At 67.9% G+C, this 24,707-nt stretch carries 25 protein-coding genes; 16 read left to right on the top strand and 9 right to left on the bottom strand.

Going from position 1 to position 24,707, the window contains the following annotated elements; all coding sequences use genetic code 11:
• Positions 1 to 35 precede the first annotated feature (35 nt).
• From metH to G6N14_RS06125, 5 genes are all read left to right on the top strand, one after another.
• Complete coding sequence (metH, locus tag G6N14_RS06105) at positions 36 to 3,698, top strand: methionine synthase (RefSeq protein ID WP_234808918.1); 3,663 nt, start codon at positions 36 to 38, stop codon at positions 3,696 to 3,698.
• Between the two features lie 31 nt (positions 3,699 to 3,729).
• Complete coding sequence (locus tag G6N14_RS06110; RefSeq protein ID WP_407663081.1) at positions 3,730 to 4,440, top strand: HAD family hydrolase; 711 nt, start codon at positions 3,730 to 3,732, stop codon at positions 4,438 to 4,440.
• Between the two features lie 6 nt (positions 4,441 to 4,446).
• Positions 4,447 to 4,728, top strand: coding sequence for a phosphoribosyl-ATP diphosphatase (locus tag G6N14_RS06115; RefSeq protein ID WP_085130150.1), 282 nt, complete (start codon positions 4,447 to 4,449; stop codon positions 4,726 to 4,728).
• A gap of 2 nt (positions 4,729 to 4,730) precedes the next feature.
• Positions 4,731 to 5,591 (top strand): ATP phosphoribosyltransferase, encoded by an 861-nt coding sequence (hisG, locus tag G6N14_RS06120; protein WP_085135645.1) that lies wholly within the window; start codon positions 4,731 to 4,733, stop codon positions 5,589 to 5,591.
• Between the two features lie 71 nt (positions 5,592 to 5,662).
• The gene (locus G6N14_RS06125; RefSeq protein ID WP_085135688.1) at positions 5,663 to 6,145 is read left to right on the top strand and encodes a DUF4126 family protein; all 483 of its coding nucleotides are present in this window, start codon (positions 5,663 to 5,665) and stop codon (positions 6,143 to 6,145) included.
• A 4-nt stretch (positions 6,146 to 6,149) separates the two neighbouring features.
• Here the strand turns inward: G6N14_RS06125 and G6N14_RS06130 are convergent, their stop codons facing one another.
• Positions 6,150 to 6,935, bottom strand: coding sequence for a thioesterase family protein (locus G6N14_RS06130; protein WP_085135687.1), 786 nt, complete (start codon positions 6,933 to 6,935; stop codon positions 6,150 to 6,152).
• Positions 6,932 to 7,741, bottom strand: a complete 810-nt coding sequence (locus tag G6N14_RS06135; RefSeq protein ID WP_085135644.1) for a RecB family exonuclease — start codon at positions 7,739 to 7,741, stop codon at positions 6,932 to 6,934. Before G6N14_RS06135 ends, G6N14_RS06130 begins: the two co-directional genes overlap by 4 nt.
• A 65-nt stretch (positions 7,742 to 7,806) precedes the next feature.
• On the opposite strand from G6N14_RS06135, the gene G6N14_RS06140 reads away from it, so the two are divergent.
• Complete coding sequence (locus G6N14_RS06140; protein ID WP_085135643.1) at positions 7,807 to 8,643, top strand: tRNA (adenine-N1)-methyltransferase; 837 nt, start codon at positions 7,807 to 7,809, stop codon at positions 8,641 to 8,643.
• A gap of 13 nt (positions 8,644 to 8,656) precedes the next feature.
• Here the strand turns inward: G6N14_RS06140 and G6N14_RS06145 are convergent, their stop codons facing one another.
• The 3 genes from G6N14_RS06145 to G6N14_RS06155 are packed head-to-tail and all read right to left on the bottom strand — an operon-like array spanning position 8,657 to position 9,995.
• The gene (locus G6N14_RS06145) at positions 8,657 to 8,950 is read right to left on the bottom strand and encodes a DUF503 domain-containing protein (protein WP_046317799.1); all 294 of its coding nucleotides are present in this window, start codon (positions 8,948 to 8,950) and stop codon (positions 8,657 to 8,659) included.
• 2 nt (positions 8,951 to 8,952) lie between these two features.
• On the bottom strand, positions 8,953 to 9,489 hold the full coding sequence (locus tag G6N14_RS06150; RefSeq protein ID WP_085135642.1) for a lipoprotein LppK: 537 nt from the start codon (positions 9,487 to 9,489) through the stop codon (positions 8,953 to 8,955).
• Positions 9,490 to 9,500: 11 nt separating this feature from the next.
• Positions 9,501 to 9,995, bottom strand: coding sequence for an MTB12 family secreted protein (locus G6N14_RS06155; RefSeq protein WP_085135686.1), 495 nt, complete (start codon positions 9,993 to 9,995; stop codon positions 9,501 to 9,503).
• Between the two features lie 166 nt (positions 9,996 to 10,161).
• Here G6N14_RS06155 and arc point away from each other — a divergent pair, with 166 nt between their 5' ends.
• The gene (arc, locus tag G6N14_RS06160) at positions 10,162 to 11,988 is read left to right on the top strand and encodes a proteasome ATPase (RefSeq protein WP_085135685.1); all 1,827 of its coding nucleotides are present in this window, start codon (positions 10,162 to 10,164) and stop codon (positions 11,986 to 11,988) included.
• Between the two features lie 3 nt (positions 11,989 to 11,991).
• Here the strand turns inward: arc and G6N14_RS06165 are convergent, their stop codons facing one another.
• Positions 11,992 to 12,600: a hypothetical protein gene (locus G6N14_RS06165; protein WP_109559801.1), complete on the bottom strand. Its 609-nt coding sequence runs from the start codon at positions 12,598 to 12,600 to the stop codon at positions 11,992 to 11,994.
• Between the two features lie 102 nt (positions 12,601 to 12,702).
• Here G6N14_RS06165 and dop point away from each other — a divergent pair, with 102 nt between their 5' ends.
• The 4 genes from dop (at position 12,703) to prcA (ending at position 16,082) form a co-directional block, all read left to right on the top strand.
• Entirely contained in the window at positions 12,703 to 14,211 is a 1,509-nt protein-coding gene (dop, locus tag G6N14_RS06170) for a depupylase/deamidase Dop (RefSeq protein WP_085135641.1), read from the top strand.
• 82 nt (positions 14,212 to 14,293) lie between these two features.
• Positions 14,294 to 14,485, top strand: a complete 192-nt coding sequence (locus G6N14_RS06175; protein WP_085135640.1) for a ubiquitin-like protein Pup — start codon at positions 14,294 to 14,296, stop codon at positions 14,483 to 14,485.
• Positions 14,482 to 15,363 (top strand): proteasome subunit beta, encoded by an 882-nt coding sequence (gene prcB, locus G6N14_RS06180; protein ID WP_085135639.1) that lies wholly within the window; start codon positions 14,482 to 14,484, stop codon positions 15,361 to 15,363. Before G6N14_RS06175 ends, prcB begins: the two co-directional genes overlap by 4 nt.
• The gene (gene prcA / locus G6N14_RS06185; protein WP_085135638.1) at positions 15,360 to 16,082 is read left to right on the top strand and encodes a proteasome subunit alpha; all 723 of its coding nucleotides are present in this window, start codon (positions 15,360 to 15,362) and stop codon (positions 16,080 to 16,082) included. Before prcB ends, prcA begins: the two co-directional genes overlap by 4 nt.
• Positions 16,083 to 16,091: 9 nt before the next feature.
• On the opposite strand, the gene G6N14_RS06190 is transcribed toward prcA, so the two are convergent.
• The 3 genes from G6N14_RS06190 to G6N14_RS06200 are packed head-to-tail and all read right to left on the bottom strand — an operon-like array spanning position 16,092 to position 17,972.
• On the bottom strand, positions 16,092 to 16,322 hold the full coding sequence (locus tag G6N14_RS06190) for a DUF167 domain-containing protein (protein ID WP_085135637.1): 231 nt from the start codon (positions 16,320 to 16,322) through the stop codon (positions 16,092 to 16,094).
• Between the two features lie 11 nt (positions 16,323 to 16,333).
• The gene (locus tag G6N14_RS06195) at positions 16,334 to 17,530 is read right to left on the bottom strand and encodes a lipid-transfer protein (protein WP_085135636.1); all 1,197 of its coding nucleotides are present in this window, start codon (positions 17,528 to 17,530) and stop codon (positions 16,334 to 16,336) included.
• On the bottom strand, positions 17,523 to 17,972 hold the full coding sequence (locus G6N14_RS06200; RefSeq protein ID WP_085135635.1) for a Zn-ribbon domain-containing OB-fold protein: 450 nt from the start codon (positions 17,970 to 17,972) through the stop codon (positions 17,523 to 17,525). The genes G6N14_RS06195 and G6N14_RS06200 overlap by 8 nt, the downstream gene beginning before the upstream one ends.
• A gap of 114 nt (positions 17,973 to 18,086) precedes the next feature.
• Between G6N14_RS06200 and G6N14_RS06205 the strand changes: the two genes are divergently transcribed.
• The 5 genes from G6N14_RS06205 (at position 18,087) to G6N14_RS06225 (ending at position 24,313) form a co-directional block, all read left to right on the top strand.
• The gene (locus G6N14_RS06205; protein ID WP_085135634.1) at positions 18,087 to 18,374 is read left to right on the top strand and encodes a putative quinol monooxygenase; all 288 of its coding nucleotides are present in this window, start codon (positions 18,087 to 18,089) and stop codon (positions 18,372 to 18,374) included.
• A gap of 29 nt (positions 18,375 to 18,403) precedes the next feature.
• Positions 18,404 to 21,139, top strand: coding sequence for a DNA polymerase I (gene polA, locus G6N14_RS06210; RefSeq protein WP_109559797.1), 2,736 nt, complete (start codon positions 18,404 to 18,406; stop codon positions 21,137 to 21,139).
• A gap of 55 nt (positions 21,140 to 21,194) precedes the next feature.
• Positions 21,195 to 22,388, top strand: a complete 1,194-nt coding sequence (locus tag G6N14_RS06215; protein ID WP_163787079.1) for an HNH endonuclease signature motif containing protein — start codon at positions 21,195 to 21,197, stop codon at positions 22,386 to 22,388.
• A 2-nt stretch (positions 22,389 to 22,390) separates the two neighbouring features.
• On the top strand, positions 22,391 to 23,860 hold the full coding sequence (locus G6N14_RS06220; RefSeq protein WP_085133651.1) for a recombinase family protein: 1,470 nt from the start codon (positions 22,391 to 22,393) through the stop codon (positions 23,858 to 23,860).
• Between the two features lie 249 nt (positions 23,861 to 24,109).
• Positions 24,110 to 24,313: a helix-turn-helix domain-containing protein gene (locus tag G6N14_RS06225; protein WP_085133653.1), complete on the top strand. Its 204-nt coding sequence runs from the start codon at positions 24,110 to 24,112 to the stop codon at positions 24,311 to 24,313.
• Positions 24,314 to 24,707 lie beyond the last annotated feature (394 nt).

A 24,707-nucleotide genomic window follows, 5' to 3' on the forward strand; every position in this document is an offset into this window, starting at 1 on the left:
CCGACGAGCTGACTGCTGCTCTAAACCGGCGCATCATGGTGATCGACGGCGCGATGGGCACGGCGATTCAGCGTGACCGCCCCGATGAGGCGGGCTACCGCGGCGACCGATTCACCGAGTGGCCGACTGCGCTGCAGGGCAACAACGATCTGCTCACCCTGACGCAGCCGGAGATCATCGAGGGCATTCATCGCGAATACCTCGAGGCGGGCGCCGACATCCTGGAGACCAACACCTTCAACGCCAACGCGGTCTCGCTCGCCGACTACGACATGGTCGACTTGAGCTACGAGCTGAATTACGCGGGCGCCGCCCTGGCGCGCAAGGCGGCCGATGAGTTCAGCACACCGGACAAGCCCCGGTACGTCGCCGGCGCCATCGGGCCCACGACGCGCACGGCGTCGATCTCGCCCGACGTCAACGACCCCGGGGCCCGCAACGTCTCCTACGACCAGCTGGTGGCCGCTTATCTTGAGGCCGCCAACGGCCTCGTCGACGGTGGTGCCGACATCCTCATCATCGAGACGATCTTCGACTCGCTCAACGCCAAGGCCGCGGTGTTCGCCGTCGAGACGCTGTTCGAGGACCGCGGGCGCCGCTGGCCGGTCATCATCTCCGGCACCATCACCGATGCGTCCGGTCGCACGTTGTCGGGTCAGGTCACCGAGGCGTTCTGGAACTCGATCCGGCATGCGAAGCCGATCGCGGTGGGCCTCAACTGTGCCTTGGGTGCACCGGAGATGCGGCCCTACATCGCCGAGATGGCGCGGATCGCGGACACCTATGTCTCCTGCTATCCGAACGCCGGTCTGCCCAATGCCTTCGGCGAGTACGAGGAGACCCCGGAGCGACAGGCCGGCTACATCGCCGACTTCGCCGACGCCGGCCTGGTCAACCTCGTGGGGGGGTGTTGCGGCACGGCGCCGCCGCACATCGCCGCCATCGCCCAGGTCGTCGAGGGCAAGCCGCCGCGTGAGCTGCCCACGATCGAGGTGGCCACCCGACTCGCGGGCCTGGAACCGCTCAACATCACCGACGAGTCGCTGTTCGTCAACATCGGTGAACGCACCAACATCACCGGTTCCGCCCGGTTCCGCAACCTGATCAAGGCCGGGGACTACGACACCGCCCTGTCGGTGGCGTTGCAGCAGGTCGAGGTCGGTGCGCAGGTGATCGACATCAACATGGACGAAGGCATGATCGACGGCGTCGCCGCCATGGACCGGTTCACCAAACTGATCGCGACCGAGCCGGACATCAGCCGCGTCCCGGTGATGATCGACTCCTCCAAGTGGGAGGTCATCGAGGCGGGCCTGAAGAACGTACAGGGCAAGCCGATCGTCAACTCGATCTCCATGAAGGAGGGCGAGGAGAAGTTCATCCGCGAGGCACGGCTGTGCCGCAAGTACGGCTCCGCCGTGGTCGTGATGGCTTTCGACGAGCAGGGGCAGGCCGACAACCTGGAGCGCCGCAAGGAGATCTGCGGACGCGCCTACCGCATCCTGACCGAGCAGGTCGGCTTCCCGGCCGAGGACATCATCTTCGACCCGAACTGTTTCGCGCTGGCGACCGGCATCGAGGAGCACGCGACCTACGGGATCGACTTCATCGAGGCCTGCGCGTGGATCAAGAAAAACCTTCCCGGGGTGCACATCTCCGGCGGTATCTCGAACGTGTCGTTCTCGTTCCGGGGCAACAACCCGGTTCGTGAGGCGATCCACGCGGTGTTCCTGTTCCACGCCATCAAGGCCGGTTTGGACATGGGCATCGTCAACGCCGGCGCGCTGGTGCCCTACGACTCGATCGACCCCGAACTGCGGGACCGGATCGAAGACGTCGTCCTGAACCGTCGCGAGGATGCAGCCGAGCGGCTGCTGGAGATCGCCGAACGGTTCAACACCTCCGAGAAGGCCGAAGATCCCGCCGCCGCCGAGTGGCGCAGCCTTCCGGTGCGTGAGCGCATCACCCATGCCCTGGTCAAGGGCATCGACGCGCACGTCGACGCCGACACCGAGGAACTGCGGGCCGAGATCGCCGCCGCGGGCGGCCGGCCGATCGAGGTGATCGAGGGCCCGCTGATGGACGGCATGAACGTGGTCGGCGACCTGTTCGGCGCGGGCAAGATGTTTCTGCCCCAGGTGGTCAAGTCGGCCCGCGTGATGAAGAAGGCCGTGGCCTACCTGCTGCCCTACATCGAGGCGGAGAAGGAAGCGGCCGGCACCACCGAGGACAAGGACACCAACGGCACGATCGTCATGGCGACCGTGAAGGGCGACGTCCACGACATCGGCAAGAACATCGTCGGAGTCGTCTTGCAGTGCAACAACTACGAGGTGATCGACCTCGGGGTGATGGTGCCCGCCCAGAAGATCCTGGACGCGGCGAAGGAACACGACGCCGACATCATCGGTCTGTCCGGCCTGATCACGCCGTCCTTGGACGAGATGGTCAACTTCGCTGTCGAGATGGAACGCGAAGGCATGAAGATCCCGCTGCTGATCGGCGGGGCGACCACCTCGCGGGCCCACACCGCGGTCAAGATTTCGCCGCGCCGCAGCGGCCCGGTGGTCTGGGTCAAGGATGCGTCCCGCTCGGTGCCCGTCGCCGCCGCGCTGCTCGACGACAAGCAGCGGCCGGCGCTGCTGGAGGCCACCGAGGCCGACTACGCGTCCCTGCGGGAACGGCACGCCCAGAAGAACGAGCGGCCGATGGTGACGCTGGAGAAGGCCCGCGCGAACCGGACGCCCATCGAATGGGACGGCTACACGCCGCCGGTGCCGGCCCAGGGGCTGGGGGTGCGGGAGTTCCACAACTACGACCTCGCCGAACTGCGCGAATACATCGACTGGCAGCCGTTCTTCAATGCCTGGGAGATGAAGGGCCGCTTCCCCGACATCCTCAACAATCCGGCCTCGGGCGAGGCTGCCCGCAAGCTCTACGACGACGCCCAGGAAATGCTGGACACCCTGATCAAAGAGAAGTGGCTGACCGCCAACGGCGTGATCGGGTTCTTCCCGGCCAACGCGGTCGGCGACGACATCGAGCTCTACACCGATGAGACCCGCACCCAGGTGCTGGCCACGCTGCACAACCTGCGCCAGCAGGGCGAGCACCGCCAAGGCGTCCCGAACCGGTCGTTGGGCGACTACATCGCCCCCAAAGAAACGGGCCTCCGGGACTACGTCGGCGCCTTCGCCGTCACCGCGGGCCTGGGCAGCGGCGAGAAGATCGCGGAGTTCAAAGCCGCCCTCGACGACTACAGCGCCATCCTGCTGGAGTCGATCGCCGACCGGCTGGCGGAGGCGTTCGCCGAGCGGATGCACCAGCGGGTTCGCACGGAGTTCTGGGGATTTGTGCCCAGCGAGCACCTGGACAACGAGGCGCTGATCGCCGAGAAGTACCAGGGCATCCGCCCCGCGCCCGGCTACCCGGCCTGCCCGGAGCACACCGAGAAGGCGACGCTGTGGAAGCTGATGGACGTGCAGGCGCGCACCGGCATCGAACTGACCGAGTCGATGGCGATGTGGCCCGGCGCCGCGGTCAGCGGCTGGTATTTCGCGCACCCGCAGTCGCAGTACTTCGTGGTCGGCCGGTTGGCCCAGGACCAGGTCGCCGACTACGCCAGGCGCAAAGGCTGGACTCTGACCGAGGCCGAGCGCTGGCTGGCGCCCAACCTCGGTTACAACCCGGAGGACTGAGCCCTACCGGGCCGGGGGACACGATTCTGCAATGACTGTGCTGCGCGCGGTGCTCTGCGACATGGACGGCACCCTTGTCGACTCCGAAAAGCTGTGGGATGTCGCCATGGAAGCGCTCTATGACCGCCTCGGCGGGGTCTTGACGCCGGAGGTCCGGGCCGCGACGGTCGGTGGCTGCGCCGAGAACACCATGCGGATCGTCTACGACGACCTCGGCCTGCCGCCCGACCCGGCAGCCATGGCGGCATCGGCGCGCTGGCTGCACGACTACACCGGAGAGCTGTTCGACGCGGGCCTGCCCTGGTGCGACGGCGCACAGGACCTGCTCGAGGCGCTGGCCGCCGCGGCGGTGCCGACGGCGCTGGTGACCAACACGCCGCGCATGCTGGCCGAGCGGGCGCTGGGCAGCATCGGCCGGCACTACTTCTCGGCCGTGGTCTGCGGCGACGAGGTGCCCGCGGGCAAGCCGGCGCCGGACCCCTACCTGCGTGCCGCGCAGCTGCTGGAGCTGGACCCGCGCTGGTGTCTGGCCGTGGAGGACTCGCCGACGGGGGCCGCCGCGGCCGAGGCAGCGGGTTGCCCGGTACTGGTGGTGCCCAATGCGCTGCCGGTGCCGGGCGGTGCCCGGCGCCACCAGGTGACGTCGCTGCGTGGGCTCGGACTGGCAGACCTGCACCAGATCTGCGTCCGGCTGGCCGACTCGCAACCGGCCTCCGCCGGAAACCCACGTGACCCCTCCTGAGGTCGCATGAAACAATCGCTGCTCGTGAAGACCTTCGAGGAGCTGTTCGCCGAGCTCGGCGAGCGCGCCGCCACCCGCCCGGCCGGCAGCGCCACCGTGGCAGCCCTGGACGCCGGGGTGCACACCGTCGGCAAGAAGATCCTGGAGGAGGCCGGCGAGGTGTGGCTGGCCGCCGAGCACGAGTCCGACGACGCGCTGGCCGGTGAGATCAGTCAGCTGTTGTATTGGACCCAGGTGCTGATGATCTCGCGCGGGCTGACGCTGTCCGACGTGTACAGAAAGCTGTGAGCATGTTGCGTGTCGCGGTGCCCAACAAGGGCGCGCTCAGTGAAGCTGCCGCGGAAATGCTGTCGGAGGCCGGCTACCGCAGCCGCACCGACGCCAAGGACCTGACGGTCCTCGATCCGGTCAACAAGGTCGAGTTCTTCTTCTTGCGACCGAAGGACATCGCGATCTACGTCGGCTCCGGCGAACTCGACTTCGGGATCACCGGTCGCGACCTGGCGGCCGAGTCGGGGGCCCCGGTGGCCGAACGGCTGGCGCTGGGATTCGGATCCTCACGGTTCCGCTACGCCGCCCCGGCCGGGCGCGACTGGGTCGCCGCGGACCTGGCCGGCAAGCGCATCGCCACCGCCTATCCGAACCTGGTTCGCCGCGACCTGGCCGCCAAGGGCATCGAGGCCACCGTCATCCGGCTCGACGGGGCGGTGGAGATCTCGATCCAGCTGGGGGTCGCCGACGCGATCGCCGACGTGGTCGGCTCCGGGCGCACGCTGCGCCAGCACGGCCTGGTGGCCTTCGGTGAGTCCCTGTGCGACTCCGAGGCGGTGTTGATCGAGGGTGCCCAGCCCAACGGCCGCAGCTCCGAAACCGCCGCCGCCCGCGATCAGCTGGCCGCCCGGGTGCAGGGCGTGGTGTTCGGCCAGCAGTATCTGATGCTGGACTACGACTGCCCGCGTGTGGTGCTCGACCAGGCCACGGCGATCACCCCGGGCCTGGAATCACCGACCATCGCCCCACTCGCCGACCCGGACTGGGCGGCGGTGCGCGCCCTGGTGCCGCGGCGCGGGGTCAACGCGATCATGGACGAGCTGGCCGCGATCGGCGCGAAAGCCATCCTGGCCTCGGATATCAGGTTCTGCCGATTTTGAGCAGTCCCGGTAGCTGACGCGCCACCCGTGTTAGCGTCCGGTGGTCGGCTCGACTGGCCCGGGAGGTAGTGGTGACGCATTTCATCGTGCTGGTACTCGCGCTGTTCATCGGCGCCGTTGCCGGGCTGCGCGCGTTCACTGCGCCGGCCGTCATGGCCTGGGCCGCCGTGCTGCACTGGATCAATTTGAACGGGTCGTGGGCCGAGTGGCTGACCCATCCGGTGACCGTCACCATCCTGACGCTGCTGGCGGTCGGTGAACTCATCACCGACCAGCTGCCCAGCACGCCGGCGCGCACGGTGCCCGTGCAGTTCGGCGCGCGGCTGGTCCTGGGTGGATTCGCCGGCGCGGTGCTCGGCACGGCCTGGAATTACACCTGGACGGCACTCGGTGCGGGCATCATCGGTGCGGTGATCGGCACCCTGGTCGGTTTCCGGGTACGCCAGCGCCTTGTTGCCGCCAACGGCGGCCGCGATCTGCCGATCGCATTGGCGGAGGACGCCATCGCGGTGCTGGGCGGTTTCGCGATCGCCGCGTTGACCGCGGTGGTCTGAGAGGTCAGCGCCGCTGCACCAACAACGCCTGCGCGGATGTCCCGACGAATCCGTCATGGTCGAACAGCTCCGCGGTGGTGACCCCCACCCCGTCCGGCCCGATGGAGGCGCGGGCCCGCAGGCCGAATTCCGTCCCGGTCGGCAACCGGTGCAGGTGTACCACGGTGTCGGTGTTCATGAACAGGTACTCGTCGACGTCCAGTGCGGCGCCAACGCCGTTCGCGGAGTCCACCACCATCGCCAGCCGCTGCAGCGCGGTGGTCGGCTCGTCGTCCACCAGGGACACCTGCGGGCTCAGCCAGGCGATCGCCGAGCCGTCGGGCGCGTCGGGCTGCACGCGCCACGTCACCGACTCGGCGTACCCGCTGGCCTGGGCGAACCAGTCCGGCAGTGGCAGCGGCGGCACGCTGGCAAGGGGCGCGTGCCGGTCGCTGGTCACCGCGGCGGTGTCGGAGGTGGCCAGCGCCCAGGCGCTCAGCCGCGCCACCGGCCGGTCGTCGTCACAGCTGAGCATCTCGGCCTCCAGCAGCCGGATCCGCCGGCCCGGCCGCTGCACCCGCGCCGCCACCCGTACCGGGGCCAGCGGGACGGCCCCCAGGATGTCCAGGCTCAGCCGGGCCACCCGCTGATCCGATCCGGCGAGCAGGTGCTCGATCTCGCGGGTGAGCAGGGCCAGCGGCGGTGAACCGTGCTGGAGCAGGCCCCAGTTGCTGCGGGTCAGGTCAGTAGGCCGGTAGACCACGTCGTCTGGGCCCGCACCGCTTGCCCGGTGGTAGTAGCTGCCGGTCACGCCGCGCTGTCCGCCGGCCAGCCGGGGTAGGGGGGCGGTGTCCCGCCGAAGGCCGGACACAGCGCACGGTGTGCGCACCAGTCGCACAGGCGTGACGGCTGTGGCCGGAAATCTCCGGTGGCACCGGCGGTTTGGATGGCACGCCAGATCGCGACCAAGATCTTCTCGAACCGCAGCAGCTCGCCGTGATCTGGCGCGTAGTCCAGCAGTTGCCCGTCGGCCAGGTAGATCAGCCGCAGCCGTGCGGGCAGCACGCCGCGGGAGCGCAACAGCGCCACGGCGTAGAACTTCATCTGAAACAGCGCCTTCGACTCGGCGCCGGGAAGCCTCCCCGCCGCCGCCGGAGCCCTACCGGTCTTGTAGTCGACCACCCGCAGTTCGCCGCTCGCCGCGACGTCGATGCGGTCGACGAATCCGCGCAGCAGGGTGCCGTCGGCCAGCTCGACCTCCACCCGCTGCTCGCAGCTCTGCGGGTCGAAGCGGCGGGGATCCTCCAGCCGGTAGTAGCCGGCCAGCAGCTTGCGTGCCTCGGCCATGAGCTGCTCGGCATCGAGGCCGGCGGCGCAGTCCGGCGCGGCGTCGAGCAGCTGTTCCCAGGCCGGGGCCACCAGGCCCTGGGCGGTCTCGGGGCCGCGCTGGGCCGCCGGCAGGGCGTACAGGCGCTCCAACGCGCCGTGCACCACCGAGCCGCGCAGCTGGGCGGTCGAGGGTGGTTCCGGCAGCCGATCGATGGCCCGGAAGCGGTACAGCAGCGGACACTGCTTGAAGTCGGCCGCCCGGGACGGGGACAGTGCCGGCCTGCTCATACCCGGGAACACTACGGGCAGGCGCCGACAACCCGCCGCGAACACGCTGCGTAGGGTGGACGGCTGTGTCCGAATCCGGGATCTTTCAGGCGGGCGATCGGGCCCAGTTCACCGACGCCAAGGGGCGGCGCTACACCACCGTGCTGGTGCCCGGCGGTGACTTCCACACCCATCGCGGGGCCATTCCCCACGACGCGGTGATCGGGTTGCCCGACGGCAGCGTGGTCAAGTCCGCCAACGGCGACGCGTTCCTGGTGCTGCGGCCGCTGCTGGTCGACTACGTGATGTCGATGCCGCGCGGCGCCCAGGTCATCTACCCCAAGGATGCCGCGCAGATCATCCACGAGGGCGACATCTTCCCGGGCGCGCGGGTGCTCGAGGCCGGGGCGGGTTCGGGAGCCCTGACGCTGTCGCTGCTGCGGGCGGTCGGGCCGGCGGGCAAGGTGATCTCCTACGAGCTGCGCGACGACCATGCCGTGCATGCCCGTGCCAACGTCGAGACCTTCCTCGGGGGCCAGCCCGACAACTGGCAGCTGGTGATGGGCGACGTGGCCGACGCCGACCTGCCCGATGGATCGATCGATCGGGTGGTGCTGGACATGCTGGCGCCCTGGGAAGTCCTCGACACCGTGGCGCGGCTGCTGATCCCCGGCGGGGTGCTGGTGATCTACGTCGCCACCGTCACCCAGCTCTCCCAGGTGAACGAGGCGCTGCGCGAACAGCAGTGCTGGACCGAGCCGCGGTCCTGGGAGACCATGCAGCGCGGCTGGAACGTGGTCGGCCTGGCGGTGCGCCCGCAGCACGCGATGCGCGGCCACACCGCGTTCCTGGTCTGCGCTCGCCGACTGGCTCCGGGCACCGTCACCCCGACTCGGTTGGGGCGCAAGCGCGGCCGTCCGTAGCGTTCGGGGACCGTCAGTCGTCGCTGCGGCTCAGTCCGCGGCGCACCGAGAGCAGCTCGATCTCCGGGCGGGCCGCCACCAGCCGCTCGGCCGCGTCCAGGATCTGCACCAGGTGGCCGTGGTCGCCGGAGACCGCCGACACGCCGATTCCGCTGCGCCGGTACAGATCCGGCGATCCCGTCTCGGCCGCCGCCACGTCGAGCTTGCGGCGTAACTCCGCGACTATGGGGCGCACCACCGAGCGCTTCTGCTTGAGCGAACGCACGTCACCGAGCAACAGGTCGAATTCCAGCCAGCCGATCCACATCGTCAGGGCGGCGGCGCCGGTTCGGTGCTGCCGGTGCGGGCGTTGCCGAACGCCAGCAGGGATTTGGCGGTGGCCTGCGACAGCTGCCAGTCGCCGTGGTTCGGGGTGAACTCCATGGGGAAGAAGAACGTGCCGGTGTCGGGGTTGGCCGTTTCGACGGTGACGTCGGCGGTCACGTGGCCCGGGGAGCGGTCCGACCAGCCGATGCCGTCGGCCTGCAGGCTCAACGGCAGATATCCGCCGTCCTTGAGCACGGTGGCGAACTTGTCGATGGTCGCGGCGTCGGCGGGTTTGGCGCCCTCGACGAGCACCAGCTTGTCGGTGCCGGGCACCTCGGGGTCCGCCAGCCGGTAGAGCACATCGGTCAGTGCCTCGGGGGCCGGCAGCGCCGACTCGGCCGCCGGCACGGGCACCGTCGTCGACGTCACCGGAACCGGTGCAGACTCGGCCTCGGGCTGCGGCCCCGGCTTCTGGCCGCAGCCCGCCAGCACCAGCACCGCCGCGAGCGCGGCGGAAACGGCGAGGCGGTGCCGGTGCATCGGGCCTGCGGTCAGCTCGATGTCAGCTGGGACAGCGACAGCAGCGACGCCCGGGACAGCTTCCAGCCGCCCTGGTCGACGAAGGTGAGATTGACCGTGTGCGGCTCCAGCTTCGGCGACGACGCAGTGACGTCGGCACTGGCCGCGCCCGGGCCCGCCGGTGCGACATTGGCCACACTGATCGACAGCGGGAGGGCGCCGTTCTGCGCGGCCTTCTTGAGCCGGCGGTCCAGAATCGACGACTCCGGTCCGCCGAGGCCACCTTCAACGAGGTGCGACTTCCCGACGGCGGGGAGGTTGGGGTCGGCCAGCGTGTTGAGCACCCCCGCCAGTTCCTCGGCGGCGGGCACTGCGGCGGCAGGGTTCAGCGGCAATGGGGCGAAGAACACCGTCGTCGGGGCCTGCGCGGCGGCCGGTGCCGGTGTTGCCAGAGAGTTCACAGCCGCGGCCGCCGCGCCGATGGCCGCGATCGCCGCCAGACGTGTGGCTAGGGATTTCGTCTTCACTGGGATCCTTTCTTCGTCGTTCTTGATCACCCGATTTGAGAGCGAGGCTAGCAGCGCAGACGGAGTGTCGGATTGCCGCTCGCCCCGCGAATGCACAATGGCCGGTAGCGTTGAGGTACCCGTCGCTTCAACTTCCAGTTCGGGAAAGGAGCGCACCATGAGCAACATGGGAGAAGAGTCGCCGCGGCCGGAGGCCTTCGACGCGCCCGGGGGACCGGGCACAGCGGGCGACGACTTCGCCGAGTTGGAAGAGCTCCGCCGCGAGGCCGCGATGCTGCGCGCACAGGTCGAGAGCTCGCCCCGGGAAACCGCCCGCGTGGGCCGCGACGTCCGTCAGCTCGAAGCGCACATCGACGCCCTGACCACGCGAAACAGCAAGCTGATGGACACCCTCAAGGAAGCGCGTCAGCAGCTGTTGGCGCTGCGCGAGGAGGTCGACCGGCTCGGCCAGCCGCCCAGCGGCTACGGCGTGCTGCTGGGCAGCCACGACGACGACACCGTCGACGTGTTCACCTCGGGCCGGCGGATGCGGCTGAACATCTCGCCCAATATCGACCTGTCGACGTTGAAGAAGGGCCAGACGGTCCGGCTCAACGAAGCGCTGACGGTCGTCGAGGCCGGGAATTTCGAATCGGTCGGCGAAATATCCACGCTGCGCGAAATCCTCTCCGACGGGCACCGCGCACTGGTTGTCGGCCACGCCGACGAGGAGCGCATCGTCTGGCTCGCCGAACCCCTGGTGGCCGCGGACCTTCCGGACAGCAACCCGGATGGGATGTCCGATGATCGGCGCCCCCGCAAGCTGCGCCCCGGTGACTCGCTGCTGGTGGACACCAAGGCCGGCTACGCCTTCGAGCGCATTCCCAAGGCCGAGGTCGAAGATCTTGTGCTCGAAGAGGTTCCCGATGTCAGCTACGGCGACATCGGTGGGCTGACGCGCCAGATCGAGCAGATCCGCGACGCGGTGGAACTGCCGTTCCTGCACAAGGATCTCTACCGCGAGTACGCGCTGCGTCCGCCCAAAGGGGTGCTGCTCTACGGGCCGCCCGGCTGCGGTAAGACACTGATCGCCAAGGCGGTGGCCAACTCGCTGGCCAAGAAGATGGCCGAGGTGCGCGGCGACGACGCCCACGAGGCGAAGTCGTACTTCCTCAACATCAAAGGCCCTGAGCTGCTGAACAAGTTCGTCGGAGAGACCGAACGCCACATCCGGCTGATCTTCCAGCGGGCCCGCGAGAAGGCTTCGGAGGGCACGCCGGTCATCGTGTTCTTCGACGAGATGGACTCGATCTTCCGCACCCGCGGCACCGGTGTCTCCTCGGACGTGGAGACCACGGTGGTGCCGCAGCTGCTCAGCGAGATCGACGGTGTGGAGGGGCTGGAGAACGTCATCGTGATCGGCGCCTCCAACCGTGAGGACATGATCGACCCGGCGATCCTGCGGCCCGGCCGCCTCGACGTGAAGATCAAGATCGAGCGCCCGGATGCCGAAGCCGCGCAAGACATCTTCTCGAAGTACCTGGTCGAGACCCTGCCGGTGCACGCCGATGACCTCGCCGAGTTCGGCGGGGACCGCGGGGCCTGCATCAAGGCGATGATCGAGAAGGTCGTCGACCGGATGTACGCCGAGATCGACGACAACCGGTTCCTGGAGGTCACCTACGCCAACGGTGACAAAGAGGTCATGTACTTCAAGGACTTCAACTCCGGGGCCATGATCCAGAACGTCGTGGACCGAGCCAAGAAGAACGCCATCAAGGCGGTGCTGGAGACCGGTCAGCCCGGTCTGCGCATCCAGCACCTGCTGGACTCGATCGTCGATGAGTTCGCCGAGAACGAGGATCTGCCCAACACCACCAATCCCGATGACTGGGCGCGGATCTCGGGCAAGAAGGGGGAGCGGATCGTCTACATCCGCACCCTGGTCACCGGCAAGAGCTCCAGCGCCAGCCGGGCGATCGACACCGAGTCCAACCTGGGCCAGTACCTGTAGCTGCTAACCGCTGTGCAGCGAGTAGCTGTTGGTCAGGTCGTCCTGTAGCACCCGGGCGGCTTGGGCTGCGGTGTCCACGCGCAGTGGGCTGGTCAACACGCGCGTTTGGTAACTCCAGCCGGGTGGCAGGTTGAGCCGGCCGGCCAGGCCGGCGAGGTCCTCTCGCGAGAGGGTGGGGTCGGCCACCTGGCTCCAGGTCTGCATCACCCAGCGGCGCCCGTCGGGGTCGATCAGCTCGTAGATCTGTTCGCCGGCATCGAAGACGAACACCGCATGCCGGTCCACCTCATTGACGGTGTAGGGCCCCGGATTCATCGACGACAGCGCCACCTCGGCCTGCCGGATCATGTCGATGCCGCCGAAGGTGGCGGTGTCCGGCGGGCCCTGCGGCGCCTTTTCGATGGTGTTCATCAGCCAGTAGCGCGGGCCGTTGAGCAGCACCATGGCCGCACCGTGCTCGGCCGCGATGACCTGCGGGTCCAGCGCGGACCACAGCTGGGCGGGGCAGTCGTTGAGCGGGAAAGTGTTGTAGACGGTGGCGCGCGGACCGGACTCGCCTACCTCGACGAGCAGCACCTCGCCGTAACGTCTGCCGGATACGTCGGTGGTTATTCGGCGGGCATCGAGTGAAATTAGCCACCGGCCCAAGCCAGCGTCAACACCTGTACCGGTCTCGTTCCTCGAGCACTCGCGCACCCCTTTAGGCTGAACCGTATGCAGCGGATCATCGGGACCGAGGTCGAGTACGGCATCGCTTCGCCGTCGGACCCGACAGCCAACCCGATTCTCACGTCCACTCAGGCGGTCCTGGCCTACGCGGCCGCCGCGGGAATACCGCGTGCCAAGCGCACCCGCTGGGACTACGAGGTGGAATCGCCGCTGCGAGACGCCCGTGGCTTCGACCTGAGCCGCTCGAGCGGGCCGCCGCCGATCATCGACGCCGACGAGGTCGGCGCGGCCAACATGATCCTCACCAACGGCGCGCGGCTCTATGTCGACCACGCGCATCCCGAATACTCCGCGCCCGAGGTCACCGACCCGCTGGACGCGGTCATCTGGGACAAGGCCGGTGAGCGTGTCATGGAGGCCGCCGCCCGCTATGTGGCCAGCGTTCCGGGCGCGGCCAAGCTGCAGCTGTACAAGAACAACATCGACAACAAGGGCGCCTCCTACGGCACCCACGAGAACTACTTGATGAGCCGGCAGACGCCCTTCTCGGCGATCATCTCCGGCCTGACCCCCTTCCTGGTGTCGCGGCAGGTGGTCACCGGTTCCGGGCGCGTCGGGCTGGGCCCGGCCGGCGACGAGCCGGGCTTTCAGCTCTCCCAGCGCGCCGACTACATCGAGGTCGAGGTGGGCCTGGAGACCACGCTCAAGCGCGGCATCATCAACACCCGCGACGAACCGCACGCCGACGCCGACAAATACCGCCGGCTGCACGTCATCATCGGCGACGCCAACCTCGCCGAGACGTCGACCTACCTCAAGGTGGGCACCACCGCGCTGGTCCTGGACCTGATCGAGGAGGGGGCCGAGCACGGGATCGATCTCAGCGATCTGGTGTTGGCCCGGCCGGTGCGGGCGGTGCATGTGATCAGCCGGGACCCGACGCTGCGGGCGACCGTCGCGCTGGCGGACGGCCGTGAGATGACTGGCCTTGCGCTGCAACGGATCTACCTGGAGCGAGTGGCCAAGCTGGTCGAGACCCGCGATCCGGATCCGCGCGCCACCGACATCATCGAGACCTGGGCCAGGGTGCTCGATCAGCTGGAGCGCGATCCGATGGAGTGTGCGGATCTGCTGGACTGGCCGGCGAAGCTGCGTCTGCTGGAGGGCTTCCGGCAACGCGAGAACCTGAGCTGGTCGGCGCCCCGGCTGCACCTGATCGACCTGCAGTACTCCGATGTGCGGCTGGACAAGGGCCTGTACAACCGCCTGGTCGCGCGGGGCTCGATGCGGCGCCTGATCACCGAGCAACAGGTGCTGGCGGCGGTCGACAACCCTCCGACTGACACTCGCGCTTATTTCCGGGGCGAGTGCCTGCGCCGGTTCGGGGCCGACATCGCCGCCGCGAGCTGGGACTCGGTGATCTTCGACCTGGGCGGGGATTCGCTGGTCCGGATCCCGACGCTGGAGCCGCTGCGTGGCAGTAAGGCGCACGTCGGGGCACTGCTGGACTCGGTGGACAGTGCGGCCGAACTGGTCCAGCAACTCACTACCTAGACCCCGGCAACGTCGGCGCTGACCGGTAGGGTGGAGAAACTGGAAGCGGTGATGCGCGGCCGACGAGATTCAGGAGGCAGCAATGGCTCAGGAGCAGACCAAGCGCGGCGGCGGCGGAGACGACGACGATCTCACCGGAAGCACTGCGGCGGGCCAGGAACGCCGGGAGAAGCTCACCGAGGACACCGATGACCTGCTGGATGAGATCGACGACGTGCTGGAGGAGAACGCCGAGGACTTCGTGCGCGCCTACGTCCAAAAGGGCGGCCAGTGACCTGGCTGTCGCGTGATCGTCTGCCCCTCAATTCAGCACTTCCCGCACTTTCGCTCACCGGTGTAGGGCTGTCCTCGTTCTCGGAGTTCCTGCGGCTGCAGGCTCCGGAGCTGCTGCCGACCGGCGCCGCCATCCCCGGCGGTGCCGGTGAGCAGCTGCCGCACGGCACCACCATCGTGGCGCTGACGTATCCGGGCGGGGTCGTCATCGCCGGCGACCGGCGTTCCACGCAGGGCAACATGATCGCCGGCCGCGATGTGCAGAAGGTGTACGTCACCGACGAGTACACCGCCACAGGTATCGCCGGAACCGCGGCGATCGCCGTCGAGTTCGCCCGGCTCTACGCGGTCGAACTCGAGCACTACGAGAAGCTCGAAGGCGTCCCGCTGACATTCGCCGGCAAGGTCAACCGGTTGTCGACCATGGTGCGCGGCAACCTCGGCGCCGCGCTGCAGGGCTTGGTGGCTCTGCCGCTGCTGGCCGGTTATGACATCGATGCCGAAGACCCGCAGGCTGCGGGGCGCATCGTGTCGTTCGACGCCGCCGGCGGCTGGAACGTCGAGAGCGAGGGCTACCAGGCGGTGGGCTCGGGCGCGCTGTTCGCCAAGTCGTCCATCAAGAAGCTCTACAACCAGATCACCGATTCGGACTCCGCGCTGCGGGTCGCCATCGAGGCGCTCTACGACGCCGCCGACGACGACTCGGCCACCGGCGGGCCGGACCTGGTGCGTGGCATCTACCCGACGGCGGTCGCCATCGACGCCCACGGCGCCGTCGAGATCCCCGAGGATCGGATCGCCGAACTGGCCCGTGCGGTGGTCGAGAGCCGCACGCGCGGAGGCGATCCGGTACCGGCGACCAAGCGGGGTAAGAAATGAGCTTCCCGTACTTCATCTCGCCCGAACAGGCGATGCGCGAGCGCAGCGAGCTCGCGCGCAAAGGTATCGCCCGCGGCCGGAGCGTGGTGGCCCTGGCCTACGCCGACGGCGTGTTGTTCGTGGCCGAAAACCCTTCGCGCTCACTGCAGAAGATCAGCGAACTCTACGACAGGGTGGGTTTCGCGGCGGCTGGCCGGATCAACGAGTTCGAGAATCTGCGGCGCGGCGGCATCCAGTTCGCCGACACCCGCGGATACGCCTACGACCGGCGCGATGTCACCGCCCGTCAGCTGGCCAACGTCTACGCGCAGACGCTGGGCACCATCTTCACCGAGCAGGCCAAGCCGTATGAGGTGGAGTTGTGCGTTGCCGGCGTCGCCTACCCGGGCCAGACGAAAGCGCCTGAGCTGTACCGCATCACCTACGACGGGTCGATCACCGACGAACCGCACTTCGTGGTGATGGGCGGCACCACCGAGCCGGTCGCCAGCGCGCTCAAGGAGTCGTACGCCGAGAACGCGGAACTGGCGGATGCGCTGCACATCGCGGTCAACGCACTCAAACAGACCGACACCGGCAATGGTTCCGAGCCGCGCGAGCTGGGTCCGGGCACCCTGGAGGTGGCCATTCTGGACGCCAACCGGCCCAAGCGTGCGTTTCGGCGGATCACCCGCGCGGCGCTGGAATCGATGCTGCCGCAAGCCGAAGCCAGTTCCTAGCGCGAGCGCCTAACGCTCGATCCGGAAACGCTTGACTCGCGCTCCCGCGCCGGACGCCAGTTCCACCCGGCTGCGCGGGACCCCGAAATGCTCGGCCAGCACCCGGATGGCGGCGGCGTTGGCCTTGCCGTCCACGGCGGGTTCGCGCACGTAGACGGTCAGCTGGCCGTCGTCATCGGTCTCGACCAGGGGGCCTTTGCGGCTGCCCGGTTTGACCTTGACGACGACGGTTTCGGTCATCGGACCGAGGGCTAGCGGGCGACGATCACCGACGAGCCGTGACCGAACAGTCCCTGGTTGGCCGTCACGCCCACGGTGGCGCCCTCGACCTGCCGGCCGGTGGCCTGACCGCGCAACTGCCATGTCAGCTCGCACACCTGGGCGATCGCCTGCGCCGGGATCGCCTCACCGAAGCAGGCCAGCCCGCCCGACGGGTTCACCGGCACCCGGCCACCCAGCGTGGTGGCGCCGCTGCGCAGCAGCTGCTCGCCTTCACCCTTGGCGCACAGGCCCAGGTGCTCGTACCAGTCGATCTCCAGCGCGGTGGACAGGTCGTAGACCTCGGCCAGGCTGACGTCCTCGGGGCCGATCCCGGCCTCGGCGTAGGCGGCGTCCAGGATTTGGTCCTTGAACACCCGCTCCGGTGCCGCCACCACCGCGGTGGAATCGGTTGCGATGTCCGGCAATTCAGGCAGGTGCTGCGGGTAGCGGGGGGTCACGGTGGACACCGCGCGCACCGACGGCACACCCTCGAGCGAACCCAGGTGCTTACGGGCGAATTCCGCGCTGGCCACGATCAGCGCCGCGGCACCGTCGGAGGTGGCGCAGATGTCGAGCTGGCGCAGCGGGTCGGAGACCACCGGGCTGGCCAGCACGTCGTCGACCGCGGCTTCCTTGCGGTAGCGGGCGTTCGGGTTGGACAAGCCGTGCCGCGAATTCTTGACCTTGACCTGGGCGAAGTCCTCGGAGGTGGCGCCGTAGAGGTCCATCCGGCGGCGCGCCAGCAATGCGAAGTAGACCGGGTTCATCGCACCGATCAGGTGGAAACGCTGCCAGTCCGGGTCGTTCTTGCGCTCACCGCCGACCGGGGCGAACGCGCCCTTGGGGGTGGTGTCGGCGCCGATCACCAGCGCCACGTCGCAGAAGCCGGCCAGGATCTGGGCACGGGCGCTCTGCAGGGCCTGCGAACCGGAGGCGCAGGCCGCGTAGCTCGACGACACCGGAACCCCGTTCCAGCCCAGCTTCTGGGCGAACGTCGAACCGGCGATGAAGCCCGGGTAGCCGTTGCGGATGGTGTCCGCGCCGGCGATGAACTGGATCTGCTGGGCGTTCAGGCCGGCGTCGGCCAGCGCGGCCCGGGCGGCGACCACGCCGTACTCGGTGAAGTCGCGGCCCCACTTGCCCCACGGGTGCATGCCCGCACCGAGGATGTACAGCGGTTCAGCCATTGGAGTCCACCTTCTTCCACGCGTAAACCGTGCGCGTGACGCCGTCGTCGTCGGTGTAGAGCGGCATGGTGGTCAGTTCCATCTCCATGCCCACCTTCAGGTCCGCGGCCAGCGTGCCCTCGACCACCTTGCCCAGCACGATCAGGCCTTCGGCGGCCAGTTCCACCGCGGCGATCGCGAACGGCTCGAACGGGTCGCTCGGCGGGTAGGGGGCCGGCGGGAGGTACCGGTTCTCGGTGTAGCTCCAGATGGTGCCGCGCCGGGACAGTGCGACGGGCTCCAGGGTGTCGCCGTCGCAGGCCGGGTTCGGGCAGTTGTTCTCACGCGGCGGGAACACGTAGGTGCCGCACTGCGGACACTTGGCGCCGATCAGGTGGGGGAGGCCGGCGTCGTCGGTGGCGTACCACCCGTCGATCGCGGGCTGCGAGGCTACATCTGGCACCCGGTCAGCGTACCGAACACCGGCGGCGTAACTGAAACGTGTTCCAGTCACCGGGCCGACGGGTGCTCCGGCCTATGGTGGCGAGGTCAGAGACATAAACGGAGGGTTTCGGCAATGGTGATCGTCGCAGGACATCTGACGGTGGATGCCGGTCAGCGGGACGGCTATCTGCAACAGTGCCGCGACGTCGTGCTCCGGGCTCGCAGCGCACCGGGATGCCTGGACTTTGCGATCACCGCCGATCTTCTCGACCCGAGCCGCGTCGACATCTTCGAACGGTGGGAATCGCGGGCCGCGGTGGAAGCGTTCCGCGGCAGCGGGCCCGGCGACGAGCAGGCCGCCGCGATCCTCTCGGCCGCGGTCGCCGAGTACGACGTCACCGAGGAGCGACCGCTGACCTGACGTCGGCGGCAGTGCCTAGAGTTGTCTGCGTGAGCCCAGCCCAGACCGCCCCCACCGCTGCTGCGCAAGACACCCAGACCAAGCCGACGCTGCTGCTTCTCGACGGAAATTCGCTGGCGTACCGCGCCTTCTACGCACTTCCCGCGGAGAACTTCAAGACGCGCAGCGGACTGACCACCAACGCCGTCTACGGGTTCACCGCGATGTTGATCAATCTGCTGCGCGACGAGGCGCCCTCCCATGTGGCCGCGGCGTTCGACGTCTCCCGGCAGACCTTCCGCTCCGAGCGCTTCCCGGAGTACAAGGCCACCCGCTCGAGCACTCCTGATGAGTTCCGCGGCCAGATCGACATCACCAAAGAGGTGTTGGCCGCGCTGGGCATCACCAGCTTGTCCGAGCCCGGCTACGAGGCCGACGACCTGATCGCCACCCTGGCCACCCAGGCCGACGCCGAGGGCTACCGGGTGCTGGTGGTCACCGGCGACCGCGACGCGCTGCAGCTGGTCAACGAGAACATCACCGTGCTCTACCCCCGTAAGGGCGTCAGCGACCTGACCCGCTTCACCCCGGACGCGGTCGTGGAGAAATACGGTTTGACGCCGACGCAGTACCCGGACTTCGCGGCGCTGCGCGGCGACCCCAGCGACAATCTGCCGGGTATCCCCGGGGTGGGGGAGAAGACGGCGTCGAAGTGGATCGTGGAGTACGGGTCCCTGCAGGGGCTGGTGGACCACGTCGACACCGTCAAGGGCAAGGTCGGAGATGCGTTGCGCGCCAACCTTTCCAGCGTGATCCTCAATCGTGAGCTGACCGACCTGGTGCGCAACGTGCCGCTGGCCCAGACCCCGGACACCCTGCGGCTGGTGCCCTGGGACCGCGAGCAGATCCATCAGCTCTTCGACGACCTCGAGTTCCGGGTGCTGCGCGACCGGCTGTTCGAGACGTTGTCCACCGCCGGCGGCACGGTGGCCGAGGCCGAGGAGGGTTTCGAGGTGCGCGGTGGCGCCCTGGAACCCGGGACGGTGGCGTCCTGGCTGGCCCAGCACGCCGCCGACGGTCGCCGCACCGGGCTGGCCGTCGTCGGCACCCACCGCAGCTTCGACAGCGACGCCACCGCCCTGGCCCTGTCCTCGGCGGACGGCGAGGGCGGCTACATCGACACCGCGACGCTGACCGCCGAAGACGACGCCGCGCTGGCCGCTTGGCTGGCCGACCCGGCCCACCCCAAGGCGCTGCACGAGGCCAAGCTGGCCATCCACGACCTGGCCGGGCGCGGCTGGAGGTTGGACGGCGTCACCGCCGACACCGCCCTGGCCGCCTACCTGGTGCGGCCCGGCCAGCGCAGTTTCAGCCTCGATGACCTCTCGGTGCGCTACCTGCGCCGGGAGCTGCGCGCTGAAACCGATGAGCAGCAGCAGCTTTCGCTGCTCGACGACACCGACGGCGTCGATGATCAGGCCGTGCAGACCGCTATTCTGCGGGCCCGGGCGGTCACCGACCTGGCCGACGCGCTCGACACCGAACTGGCTCGCATCGATTCGGCCGGCCTGCTCGCCGACATCGAGCTGCCCCTGCAGCAGGTGCTGGCCGAGCTGGAGCACGCCGGTATCGGCGTCGACCTCGATCATCTGAGCCAGCTGCAGAGCCGGTTCGGTGACCAGATTCGCGATGCCGCCGAGGCCGCCTACGCGGTGATCGGCAAGCAGATCAACCTGGGCTCGCCCAAACAACTGCAGGTGGTGCTCTTCGACGAGCTGGGCATGCCCAAGACCAAGAAGACCAAGACGGGCTACACGACCGACGCCGACGCGCTGGCGTCGTTGTTCGACAAGACCGGCCACCCGTTCCTCGAGCACCTGCTGACCCACCGCGATGTCACCCGGCTGAAGGTGACCGTCGACGGGTTGCTCAAATCGGTTGCCTCCGATGGCCGGATCCACACCACCTTGAATCAGACGATCGCGGCGACCGGGCGGTTGTCGTCCACTGAACCCAACCTGCAGAACATCCCGATCCGGACCGACGCCGGCCGGCAGATCCGTGACGGGTTCGTGGTCGGCGAGGGTTACGCCGAGCTGATGACCGTCGACTACAGCCAGATCGAGATGCGCATCATGGCGCACCTGTCGGGGGACGCCGGCCTCATCGAGGCGTTCAACACCGGTGAGGACCTGCACTCGTTCGTCGGGTCGCGCGCCTTCTCGGTGCCCATCGACGAGGTGACCCCGGACATGCGTCGGCGGGTCAAGGCGATGTCCTACGGCTTGGCGTACGGGCTGAGCGCCTACGGGCTGGCCGCCCAGCTCAAGATCTCCACCGAAGAGGCCAAAGAGCAGATGGACGCCTACTTCGACCGCTTCGGCCGGGTGCGCGACTACCTGCACGAGGTGGTCGAGCAGGCCCGCAAGGACGGCTACACCTCGACGGTGCTGGGCCGGCGCCGGTACCTGCCGGAGCTGGACAGCAGCAACCGCCAGGTGCGGGAGTCCGCGGAGCGGGCGGCGCTCAACGCGCCGATCCAGGGCAGCGCCGCCGACATCATCAAGGTGGCGATGATCAACGTCGACCGGGCGCTGAAGAGTTCGGGCCTGCGGTCGCGGATGCTGCTGCAGGTGCATGACGAGTTGCTGTTCGAGGTGGCCGACGGCGAACGCGAGGCCCTGGAAGCCCTGGTGCGCGACAAGATGGGCAGCGCCTATCCGCTCAGCGTGCCGCTGGAGGTCGCGGTCGGCTATGGGCGCAGTTGGGACGCTGCCGCGCACTGATCCGCGGAACGCCGGCGGAGCGTTGTTGTCGGACCCCGTCGCTACAATCGAACGCATGTTCGACAAATCCGGGTTGACGGTTCCCACCGGGGAGTCGATCGCCCGGCTCAACGAGCGGTTCCGGCGGCGCTATCCGGCCAAGACGCCGGAATCGGCTGCCCTGGTGGAACACATCTGTGCCACGGCGCGGGCGGAGAATCGGGCCGCCGCGGCGCACCTGGCCGCAATCGGCGAGTTGTTCGCGCTGAGGTTGAGCCAGTGCGGCGAGACCGCGCAGTGGGCCGTGGACACCGAGGCGGCGGTGGCCGCCGAGATTGCCGCGGGCCTGCGGATCAGCCAGGGGCTGGCGGCGAGCCGTCTGCGGTACGCGCGGGCGATGCGCGAACAGTTGCCCAAGGTGGCGCAGGTGTTCAAGGCCGGCGATATCGACATCCGACTGTTCCAGACGATCGTGTACCGCACCGGTCTGATCACCGACACTGACGTGCTGGCGGCGGTGGACGGTCAGCTCGCGGCCCAGGTGGCTCGCTGGCCGTCGTTGACCCTGAGCCGGCTGGCGGGGCGCATCGACAAGATCGTCGCCAAGGCCGACAAGGATGCGGTGCGGCGCCGCCGAGAGCGGCAGGCCGAACGCGAGATCGTCATCGAAGACTTTGCCGAGGGCGGTATGTCGGAGATCCGCGGCAGCCTGTTCACCCCCGATGCCCGCGCTGTGGACAAGGCGCTGGATGCGTTGGCCGCCACGGTGTGCGAGCACGATCCTCGCGACCTTGGCCAGCGGCGTGCCGACGCGATGGGCGCGCTGGCGGCGCGGGCGGACCGGCTGGGCTGTCGCTGCGGTCGCCCGGACTGTTCGGCGCGGGGCCGTCCGGGAGCGTCGCCGGTCGTCATTCATGTGATCGCCGGGCAGGCCACCGTCGACGGTGTGGGTGAGGAGCCGGGATCACTGGTGGAGGCCGACGGCCTGCTTCCGCCGGAGCTGATCGCAGAGCTGGCCAAGTCGGCTCGGTCGGTGCCGCTGGTGCACCCTGCCGATGCTCCGGCCGAGTCCGGTTACGTGCCATCGAAGGCGCTCGCGGATTTTGTGCGTTGCCGGGACCTGACGTGTCGTTGGCCGGGGTGCGATCGGCCGGCGGCCGACTGCGACGTCGACCACACGATCGCTTTCGGCGACGGTGGGCCGACCCATGCGTCGAATCTGAAGTGTTATTGCCGCACACACCATCTGATTTCTATAGTACGTTTCTAGTTATGACTGAAGCTGCCGTCTACCTGCGGCAATCCCTTGACCGCACCGGAGAAGCCCTCGCCGTTGCTCGCCAACGCGTCGACTGTCTGGGACTGTGCGAAGAACGCGGCTGGACGCCGATCGAATACGTCGACAACGACACGAGCGCGTCGACGAATAAGCGCAGGCCCGCGTACGAGCGGATGCTGACCGATATCCGTGACGGCCGGGTCGGCTCCGTCGTGTGCTGGCATCTAGACCGGCTGCATCGGCGACCGATGGAGCTTGAACGCTTCATGGAACTCGCCGACAAGCACAGCTTGCAGCTGGCGACAGTGACCGGCGATGTCGACTTGTCGACAGACGATGGGCAATTCATGGCGCGCATCATGGGCGCAGTCGCTCGCAAAGAGATCGACCGTAAGCGCGCCCGGCAGCTGAGCGCCGCGAAACAGAAAGCGACGCAAGGTCGCCCGCAGTGGAAGCGCGCGTTCGGGTATCTCGATGACACGCGCGAGCCTGACCCGTTCATCGCGCCGCTCGTCGCTCAGGCGTACGCATCGATCATCGCGGGCGCATCGCTCAGCGACATCTGTCGACTGTGGAACGACGCAGGCGCGCTCACACAGCGTCACGTGAAGCGCCGCGACGAGAAGGGCAATCTCATCTACGACCCGGCGACGAATCAGCCGATCGTTGACGTCGAGCGCCGACTGTGGACACACTCACAAGTGTCGAACTTTCTGCGGAAGCCCCGTAACGCAGCGTTGCGCGGCTACAACGGTGAGATCGTTCTCGACGACGATCACAACCCGGTGAAATGCACCTGGGCACCGATCGTCGACGAAAGCACTTGGCGTGCAGCACAATCAGTGTTGAACGCGCCGGGCCGTGCACCCGGAAAGAAATCAGTGCAACGTCATCTGCTGACTCGCGTTCTCGGCTGCGGCAAATGCGGCGGCTATCTCTCAGGCATGCAGACACGCGACAAGCGAATTGTGTACCAATGTAAGACATGCCACGGCTGCTCGGTTCGCGCTGACTACGTCGAGCCGATGCTGATCGAAGCTGTCGGACAACGCCTTTCGCGCGCCGACGCGATTGATCTCGTGCGCGCTGAACAGCTCGACGCGACAGAAGCTGAAGCGATGCGCACCGAAACGAACACGCTGCTCACGCGTTTAGACGAGATCGCTGACGAGCGCGCGGACGGTCTACTCACCGGCGCGCAAGCGAAACGCGCGACAGACCGCATACAGGCGAAGCTCGACGCGATCGAACACAAGCAGCGAGATCAGACGACGATGCGTGTGCTCGACGACATACGTATCGGCACTGACGAAGCAGTCGACGACGTCGCAGAGCTGTCGCCCGATCGTCTGCGTGCTGTCATGGAGCTACTCGGCACGGTCACTGTCGCGCCGGTCGGCAAGGGGCATCGCGCGAACGGGGTACGTTTCGATCCTGATCGTGTGACTTTCGACTGGCGCTGAACAATCGTCCACACGCTGTCTGTGCCGAACGAGTCGCAGGCTGTTTGTGCCAAAAAAATACTTTCGTGACGCGTGATGAGACGCGCGCCGTGACGCGTAGGTAAAACGCTGCGACGCATACATCGAGCTAGGTCAGCATTACTTGTTACCTGTGATTGACCGATTGCGTCACGTCACGCGTCCCATTCGAAGTTATGAATATAGTTGTTGCGCTTGATATTCCAAAAACTAGAGCGCAACGTTGCTGAAATGAGCAGTAAGGCGGCACCCGGCAGCGCACCGGACATGTCGATCAAAGACGTCGCCGAGTATGTCGGCGTCACCCCGCGCACCGTGTACACGATGATCGCCGACGGTCGCCTGCGCGCATACAAGCTCGGCGACCACATCATCCGGTTCCGTCGCGACGAAGTCGATGCCGCGCTGACGCCGATCGACACTGCGACCCCATAAGCGAATGCCCATGTCCTGCAACAGTGATCGTCTCAGCGACGAACAGAAAGCATGGGTGAAGCGCACTGTCGACGCTGCGCCGCCTTTGACGTTCGAGCAGCGCGCAAAACTCGCTGAACTGCTGAAGCCGATACGCGTTGAGCGTGCACGTCGCGCTGCTGCCGCACTGAAAGCAGGCGAATGCGCGTCGTCGTCGGCACCCAGACGCTTGGAGGCGCGGCAGTGACTCATGTGCAACACGTCAGAGTGTGAACACAGCCGGTTGATCGACCCGCGACGCTCGATGTGCCTCTGCGACGTCGGCGCTCCCGACTACATCGTCGCTGTCGTCATCGACGCGAACGGCGACCAGACACTGTGGCTCGCACGCGCAGATCTTGTCGGCTGCGACAAC

This window comes from Mycolicibacter hiberniae (assembly GCF_010729485.1).
GTDB lineage: Bacteria > Actinomycetota > Actinomycetes > Mycobacteriales > Mycobacteriaceae > Mycobacterium > Mycobacterium hiberniae.